This is a genomic window from Cellulomonas biazotea (genome assembly GCF_004306155.1).
Taxonomy (GTDB): domain Bacteria; phylum Actinomycetota; class Actinomycetes; order Actinomycetales; family Cellulomonadaceae; genus Cellulomonas; species Cellulomonas biazotea.
On the sequence record NZ_BIMR01000167.1, the window covers coordinates 1 to 7,887 of the forward strand.

At 73.6% G+C, this 7,887-nt stretch carries 6 protein-coding genes; 3 read left to right on the forward strand and 3 right to left on the reverse strand.

Annotated features, from left to right (window positions below):
• Positions 1–1,426 (reverse strand): tyrosine-protein kinase domain-containing protein (locus tag CBZ_RS11410; protein WP_165446745.1); only part of this gene is annotated, 1,426 nt, incomplete at its 3' end.
• Between the two features lie 395 nt (positions 1,427–1,821).
• Between CBZ_RS11410 and CBZ_RS11415 the strand changes: the two genes are divergently transcribed.
• Together CBZ_RS11415 and mfd are read left to right on the forward strand one after the other, a co-directional pair.
• Positions 1,822–2,274 (forward strand): FAD synthase family protein, encoded by a 453-nt coding sequence (locus tag CBZ_RS11415; RefSeq protein WP_130781667.1) that lies wholly within the window; start codon positions 1,822–1,824, stop codon positions 2,272–2,274.
• A 253-nt stretch (positions 2,275–2,527) separates the two neighbouring features.
• The gene (gene mfd, locus CBZ_RS11420) at positions 2,528–6,226 is read left to right on the forward strand and encodes a transcription-repair coupling factor (protein ID WP_130781668.1); all 3,699 of its coding nucleotides are present in this window, start codon (positions 2,528–2,530) and stop codon (positions 6,224–6,226) included.
• 44 nt (positions 6,227–6,270) lie between these two features.
• Here the strand turns inward: mfd and CBZ_RS11425 are convergent, their stop codons facing one another.
• Entirely contained in the window at positions 6,271–6,579 is a 309-nt protein-coding gene (locus tag CBZ_RS11425) for a transcriptional regulator (RefSeq protein WP_130781669.1), read from the reverse strand.
• Positions 6,576–7,070 carry a hypothetical protein gene (locus CBZ_RS11430; protein ID WP_130781670.1) on the reverse strand — a complete coding sequence of 165 codons (495 nt, stop codon included), beginning with the start codon at positions 7,068–7,070 and terminating at the stop codon, positions 6,576–6,578. The genes CBZ_RS11425 and CBZ_RS11430 overlap by 4 nt, the downstream gene beginning before the upstream one ends.
• A gap of 159 nt (positions 7,071–7,229) precedes the next feature.
• On the opposite strand from CBZ_RS11430, the gene CBZ_RS11435 reads away from it, so the two are divergent.
• On the forward strand, positions 7,230–7,832 hold the full coding sequence (locus CBZ_RS11435) for a hypothetical protein (protein WP_130781671.1): 603 nt from the start codon (positions 7,230–7,232) through the stop codon (positions 7,830–7,832).
• Positions 7,833–7,887: the final 55 nt, after the last annotated feature.

Genomic DNA, 7,887 nt, shown 5'->3' on the forward strand with positions numbered 1-7,887 from the left:
CGGTCGGGCCGACCGGCTCCTGGCGTCCGGCGCCGCGGCGACCGGCACGGTGGGTGAGCGACCAGGCCCGGGCCGTCGACTGCGGCGTCGAGCCGTACGTGAGGATCGACCCGGACGCCTTCGCGGAGACCTGGTTGAGCAGCAGCCCGAGGACCCGCGCGTCGACCGCCTCGAGCGACGCCAGCGCGTCGGACAGCTGGTTGCGGTGCACGGTGCGGCACCCGACGACGACGAGCGCGCCGTCGGTCAGGCGGGACAGCACCGCGGCGTCGGTCACGGGCAGCAGCGGCGCCGAGTCGAGCAGGATGACGTCGTACCGCAGCGACAGGCGCTGCAGCAGCCGGCCCATCGCGGGGGAGTCCAGCAGCTCGCTGGGGTTCGGCGGGATCTGCCCGGCGGGCAGCACGTCGAGCGACCCGTCGCCCCACGGCTGGATGACGTCCTCCGCGGACGCCTCGCCGATGAGGACGGTGGTCAGGCCGACGGCGCCCTCGATGCCGAGGTAGCGGTGCACCGACGGGCGGCGCAGGTCGGCGTCGATGAGCAGGATCCGGGCGTTGCCCTCGGCCATCGCGATCGCGAGGTTGATCGCGGTCGTCGACTTGCCCTCGGTGGGCAGGGACGACGTGACGACGATCGACCGGCTCGGCCCGGCGATGGTGAGGAACCGCAGGTTGGTGCGCAGCCGGCGGAACGCCTCGGCCTGGTCGCCGAACGGGTCGCGCCGCATGACGAGCGGGCTCTTGCGACCCTTGCGGTCGTACCGGACGCTCGACAGGACCGGGGTGTCGGTCGCGCGCCGCAGGTCCTTCATCGAGCGGATGCGGGTGTCGAGCAGCGTCCGGGCGAGCGCGAGGACGACGCCGATGACGCCGCCCAGGACGAGGCCGGTCGCGGCGTTGAGCTTGGTGTTGGGCGCGAACGCGAAGTTCGGGGGCGTCGCCTCGCCGACCATCGTGATCTGCACGTTCGGCTCGCCGTCCGCGGTGTCGCCCTCGAGCTCCTCGACCGCGGTCGCGAGCTGCTGGGCGACGGCGTTGGCGATGTCGGCGGCCCGCTCGGGCTCGCCGCTCACGGCGGAGATCTCGAGGATCGTCGAGTTGAGCGGGGCGGAGACGCCGACCGACTTGGCGAGCGCGCGGGCCGTCGTGTCGAGCCCGAGGTCGTCGATGACGGGGTCGAGCACGAACGGCTTCGTGGCGAGCTGCGCGTAGTTCTCGATGCGGTTCTGCGCGTACGTCGAGCCCTGCACGAGCTCGCCCACGGAGCTGCTCTCGGGCACGGTGACGTAGACGCTGGACGTGGCGCGGAAGCTCGACGGGAGCGACGTGGAGTACGCGTACCCCGCGGCGAAGCCGAGCACGCCGAGCACGGCGATGAACAGCCAGTGCTTGCGCAGTGCCGCGAGGTACTCCGCCGGCTCCATGCGTGATCCCCTCTCGTGGACGTGCACCCGTGCGTGACGTGCACGGGGGATCGTTCCGCCCGAGCGGCCACCACCCTTGGTCGGTGCTCTGATTCTCGACGATCCTGCCCCGGAATGCCCTGTTCCGGTGTGGGCGAAATGTGAAACCTCGGTGGTTTTAACCCGGTCGGCGCAGCGTTCCGGCCGATCGAGGCCCTGCGACCACCCGGATGCCCGCCGACCTGGGCAGGTGGGTGAAAAACGCCCCGAGCGGGTGACGTCGGTCTGTGCACTATGTCCGGGTTGGACCGGTTCCCCTACAGTCGGCTCTGGCGGGTTGCGGCAGGGCGGCCCGAAGCAGGTCCTCGACGGCGCGGGCCGCAGCATTCCCGTAGCTCGTCCGCAGGAGGTTCGGCATGACACGCATCGTCGGGTACGCGCCCGGGGCGTACGACCTGTTCCACGTGGGACACCTCAACATCCTCCGGCACGCGAAGCGGCGCTGCGACTACCTCATCGCGGGCGTGGTCGCGGACGAGGTGCTCGAGCTCACCAAGGGTCGCCGGCCGATCATCCCGCTCGCGGAGCGCATGGAGATCCTGCGGCACATCTCCTACGTCGACGAGGTCGTCGCCGAGGTGCAGCCCGACAAGGTCGAGACGTGGCGCTCGGTCGGCTTCGACGTCATCTTCAAGGGCGACGACTGGCGGGGCACGGCCAAGGGCGACCGCCTGGAGCGCGACTTCGGCGCGGTCGGCGTCGAGGTCATCTACTTCCCGTACACGGTCCACACGTCGAGCACGGCCCTGCGCCGGGCGCTCGCGGCGATCGACGGCCCCGAGGAGCTCGTCGCGTCCGAGGTGGGCTGACCTCCCGGTCGCCCTCCGGGGCGTCGTCCGACGTCCTCGCCTGTCTCCTTCGGCGTGCCGGACCGGTCGCCGGACTGCGCGCCGGACCACCCGCCGTGCTGCCCGCCGGGCGGTGTCGGCGGCGGCTCGTAGACTCATCGTGCACCCCGGATCCCCTGGATCCGGGGCGTTCGTGCTGGGCCGTGCCCGTCGCCACCGCCGTGGTCGACACCCGGCGGCGCGGACCTGCTCCCGGACGACCCGCGAAGGAACCATGGACCTCACCGGCCTGCTGCCCGCCCTCCTGGCCGACCCCGCCGCGGCGGAGGCCGTCTCGCTCGTGACCGCGCGGGGCGAGCTCGACGTCGTCGGCCCCGCCGGCGTGCGACCGCCGCTGCTCGCCGCGCTCGCGGGCGCCGAGGGTGCGGGCGCGAAGGGTCGGCCGCTGGTCGTCGTGACCGCGACCGGCCGCGACGGCGACGAGCTCGCCGCCGCCCTGCGCTGCTACCTGCCCGACGACGCGGTCGCGGTCCTGCCCGCGTGGGAGACGCTGCCGCACGAGCGCCTGTCGCCGCGCTCGGACACGGTCGCGCGGCGGCTCGCCGTGTTCCGCCGGCTCGCGCACCCGGCACCCGACGGCCCGACGGGCCCCGTGCGGGTCCTGGTCCTGCCGGTCCGCGCGCTCCTGCAGCCCGTCGTCGACGGGCTCGGGGAGCTCGAGCCCGTCGCGGTGCACGCCGGCGACCGGGTCGACCTGGACGACCTCACCGAGCGGCTCGTCGCGGCCGCCTACCAGCGCGTCGACATGGTCGAGAAGCGCGGCGAGTTCGCGGTGCGCGGCGGGATCCTCGACGTGTTCCCGCCGACCGACGAGCACCCGCTGCGCGTCGAGCTGTGGGGCGAGGACGTCGAGGAGATCCGCTGGTTCTCCGTCGCCGACCAGCGCAGCCTCGAGGTCGCGCAGCACGGGCTGTGGGCGCCGCCGTGCCGCGAGATCCTGCTGACCGACGCGGTGCGGGCGCGGGCCGCGGAGCTCGCGGAGCGGTTGCCGGGTGCGGTCGACATGCTCGACAGGCTCGCGCAGGGGATCGCGGTCGAGGGCATGGAGTCGCTCGCGCCGGCCCTCGTCGAGCGGATGGTGCCGGTGCTGGACCTGGTGCCCGACGACGCGCTGCTCGTCGTCGTCGACCCCGAGCGGGTCCGCCGCCGCGCGCACGACCTCGTCGCGACGACGCAGGAGTTCCTCGAGGCGGCGTGGACGTCGGCCGCGGCGGGTGCCGCGACGCCGCTCGACCTGTCGGCGGCGTCGTTCGCGTCGTTCGCGGACGTCCGGGCGCTGTCCGCCGTCCGCGGTCTGGGGTGGTGGACGCTCAGCGGCTTCACGCTCGACGCGGACGCGACGGTGGCGGCGGGCGCGCCCGGCTCCGACGCGTCGGGCGAGGGGGTGGCCGGTGCGCGCGCGCCGGGCTGGACGCCCCTTGCGGGCGGCCCGGCGTGGGACGCGGACGACCTCGCGGCGACCGGCCGGACGGTCGTCGTCGCCGCGCGTGACGTCGAGCGCTACCGGGGCGAGGTCGCGCGGGCCGTCGCGGACGTGCGCACGCTGCAGCAGCAGGGCTGGCGGCTCGTCCTGGCGACCGAGGGGCACGGGCCCGCGCAGCGCATGGTCGAGCAGCTCAAGGCCTCCGACGTCCCGGCGCGCCTGGTGACGTCGGTCGAGGAGCAGCCCGAGGGCGGCGTCGTCCTCGTGGTGCCCGCGCCCGTGGGTCCGGGCTTCGTGGCCGAGCCGCTGCGCCTCGCGGTCTTCTCCGAGGCCGACCTCACGGGTCGCGCGGGCAGCAGCACGCGGGACATGCGTCGCATGCCGAGCCGGCGGCGCAACGTCGTCGACCCGCTGCAGCTGCGCCCGGGCGACTTCGTCGTGCACGAGCAGCACGGCGTGGGCCGGTTCGTCGAGCTCGTGCAGCGGACCATCGGCACGGGCGCCAACGCGGCGACCCGCGAGTACCTGGTCATCGAGTACGCGTCGAGCAAGCGCGGCCAGCCGGGCGACCGGCTGTTCGTGCCGAGCGACCAGCTCGACCAGGTGACCAAGTACGTGGGCGGCGAGGCGCCGACGCTCAACCGGATGGGCGGCGGCGACTGGGCGAAGACCAAGGGCCGGGCGCGCAAGGCGGTCAAGGAGATCGCTGCGGAGCTCATCCGCCTGTACAGCGCGCGGATGGCGACACCCGGGCACGCGTTCGCGGCGGACACGCCGTGGCAGCGCGAGCTCGAGGACGCGTTCGCGTACGTCGAGACGCCCGACCAGCTCGCGACGATCGACGAGGTCAAGGCCGACATGGAGAAGTCGGTCCCGATGGACCGCCTGGTCTGCGGTGACGTCGGCTACGGCAAGACGGAGATCGCCGTGCGGGCGGCGTTCAAGGCGGTGCAGGACGGCAAGCAGGTCGCGGTCCTCGTCCCCACGACGCTGCTCGTGCAGCAGCACCTCGACACGTTCTCGGAGCGGTACTCCGCGTTCCCCGTGACCGTGAAGGCACTCTCGCGGTTCCAGACGGACAAGGAGTCGAAGGAGGTCGTCGAGGGCCTGTCCGACGGGTCGGTGGACATCGTCATCGGCACGCACCGCCTCATCACGGGCCAGGTGCGGTTCAAGGACCTCGGGCTGGTCATCATCGACGAGGAGCAGCGGTTCGGCGTCGAGCACAAGGAGACGCTCAAGGCGCTGCGCACCAACGTCGACGTCCTCGCGATGAGCGCGACGCCGATCCCGCGCACCCTGGAGATGGCGGTCACGGGCATCCGGGAGATGTCGACGCTAGCGACCCCGCCCGAGGAGCGGCACCCGGTGCTCACGTTCGTCGGCGCGTACGACGAGAAGCAGATCACCGCCGCCGTGCGCCGCGAGCTGCTGCGCGAGGGCCAGGTGTTCTACGTGCACAACAAGGTCGACTCGATCGAGCGGACCGCGTCCCGGATCAGCGAGCTCGTGCCCGAGGCCCGCGTCGCGGTGGCGCACGGCAAGATGAACGAGCACCAGCTCGAGCGCGTCATCGTCGACTTCTGGGAGAAGAGGTTCGACGTCCTGGTCTGCACGACGATCGTCGAGACGGGCCTCGACATCTCGAACGCGAACACGCTCATCCTCGAGCGCTCGGACCTGCTCGGCCTGTCGCAGCTGCACCAGCTCCGCGGGCGCGTCGGCCGCGGGCGCGAGCGTGCGTACGCGTACTTCCTCTACCCGCCCGAGAAGCCGCTCACGGAGACCGCGCACGACCGGCTCCAGACGATCGCTGCCAACACCGACCTCGGCGCGGGCATGGCGGTCGCGATGAAGGACCTGGAGATCCGCGGCGCGGGCAACCTGCTCGGCGGGGAGCAGTCCGGGCACATCGAGGGCGTCGGGTTCGACCTGTACATCCGCATGGTCGGCGAGGCCGTCGCGAACTTCCGCGGCGACGTCCCCGAGGAGCTCCCGGACGTCACGATCGAGCTGCCCGTCGACGCGCACATCCCGCACGACTACATCGCGCACGAGCGGCTGCGGCTGGAGGCGTACAAGAAGATCGCGGCGGCGGCCGACGCCGCGGCGCTGGGCGAGGTCCGGGCCGAGCTCGCCGACCGGTACGGCGCGGTGCCCGCGGCCGTCGACAACCTGTTCGAGGTCGCGGAGTTCCGGCAGAAGGTGCGGTCCGCGGGGCTCACGGACGTCACCGCGCAGGGCAAGTTCGTGCGGTTCGCGCCCGTCGACCTCGCGGAGTCGGCGCAGCTGCGGCTCAAGCGGCTGTACCCGGGGTCGATCCTCAAGCCCGCCACGCGGACCGTCCTGGTGCCGTTCCCGACGACCGCGCGCATCGGCGGGCGTCCGCTGCACGGGCGCGAGCTGCTCGTGTGGGCGCGCCAGCTCGTCGACGCGGTCGTGCTGGGTGACGTGTCGGCCGCGGCGGGCGTGGGGACGGCCGGGCGGTAGGCCGGTCACGTCGCCGAGGGCTCCGGAGCGGCCGGCGCGAGGGCTCAGCCGCCGGCGATCTCCGCGAGGGCCGCGAGGTGCGCGTCGACGGCGCGGCGCCCGTCGGGCGTGAGTGTCACCCACGTGAGGCGGCGGGCGTCGGCGCGCGCGGGGGACCGCTCCTTGCGGACCGTCACGTAGCCGGCGTCGGTGAGTACGCGCAGGTTCTTCGAGAGGCTGGTGTCCGTCAGGCCGAGCGTGTCCCGCAGGACGGCGAACTCGAGCTCGGCGCCGCGCCGGAGCACGCCGCTGATGCGCAGCCGCACGGGCGAGTGGATGACCTCGTCGAACGCGGGGGCGGGACCGGTGCTCACCGCGCCTCCTGCTGCGTCGCGCCGAGCTCGCGCCGGACGAGGTCGTCGTACCACGGGCCGAGCACGACGGCCGCGACGAAGCCCGCGACGGCGGGCAGGAGCGCCCAGTGGTAGGCGACGCCGGTGAACCGCACGGCCAGGGCGGCGGCGAAGGCGAGCAGGAGGACCACCATGAGGGCCCGGAAGACGCGCCGCGAGCGCGGGCCGGTCGGCTGGCTGATCCACACGCCGTAGCGCCGCCGGTAGACGACGACGAGCGTGGGCAGCGCGAAGAGCGCGACGGGCAGCGTGAGGGCCGAGGCCGGGAACGGCAGGGCCTGCGTGCCAACGATCAGCGCGACGATGCCGCCGAGCGCGGGGTGGTACCACCAGGGCGTGATGACGCGCGCGGCGAGCGTCGCGCGGTCGGCGGCGAGCTCCGACAGCGCCTGGCGGGCCTCGGCCGGGGAGGGGCGGGACGCGGTGTCGTCGTCGCCGAAGTCGTTTTCCATGTCGGCAAGTCTACAGATGACTTGCCGGAAGGGAAAGTCATCTGTAGCACCCTGGTCGCCCCAGCCGGGGGAGGGCCGGACGTGAGGCTGCGTGCGAGGTGTACCGCCGGACGGCCTACGATGACGCCGATCGACGAGCGACGACGCGGGAGGTCCCAGGTGGCGGTGCAGAGGCGTGCGGGAGCGGGCGGACGACAGGTCCGTGCGCTCGTCGTGGGCGGTCTGGGGGCACTCGTGCTCGCGGGCTGCGCGGGTCAGCCCGGAGCCGCGGCGGTCGTCGACGGCACCGCGGTCCCGGTCTCCGACCTCCGGTCGGCGATCGACGAGCTCGGCCCGTACCTCAACGACGTGTCGGCGACGAACGTCCTCACGGTCCTCGTGCACGAGCCGACGATCGTCGAGGTCGCCGCGGAGCACGGCGTCGGGGTGTCCGACGAGGACGCCGAGGCCCTGCTCGACTCGGTCGTCACGCAGCAGACGCCCGACGCCGACGTGACGTTCTCCGACGCGTCGGTCGCGGTCGCGCGGTACTCGATCGCGCTGTCGAAGATCCAGGAGCTGCCCGACGCCGACGCGGTGTCGCAGGAGGTCACCGAGCGGATCTCCGCGCTCGACGTCGAGGTCAACCCCCGGTTCGGCACGGTCGAGGACGGCAACACGCTCGTCGCGCCGACCACGCGCCCGTGGATCGTCGTGCCGCAGGACGGTGCCGCCCCCGACGGGACCGAGCCGGCGCCCGAGCCGAGCCCGTCGGCGCCCTGACCGTGCCGTCCGCCGACGGCACCGACGCCCGCGCCGGGGTGCCGGTCGGCGCGAC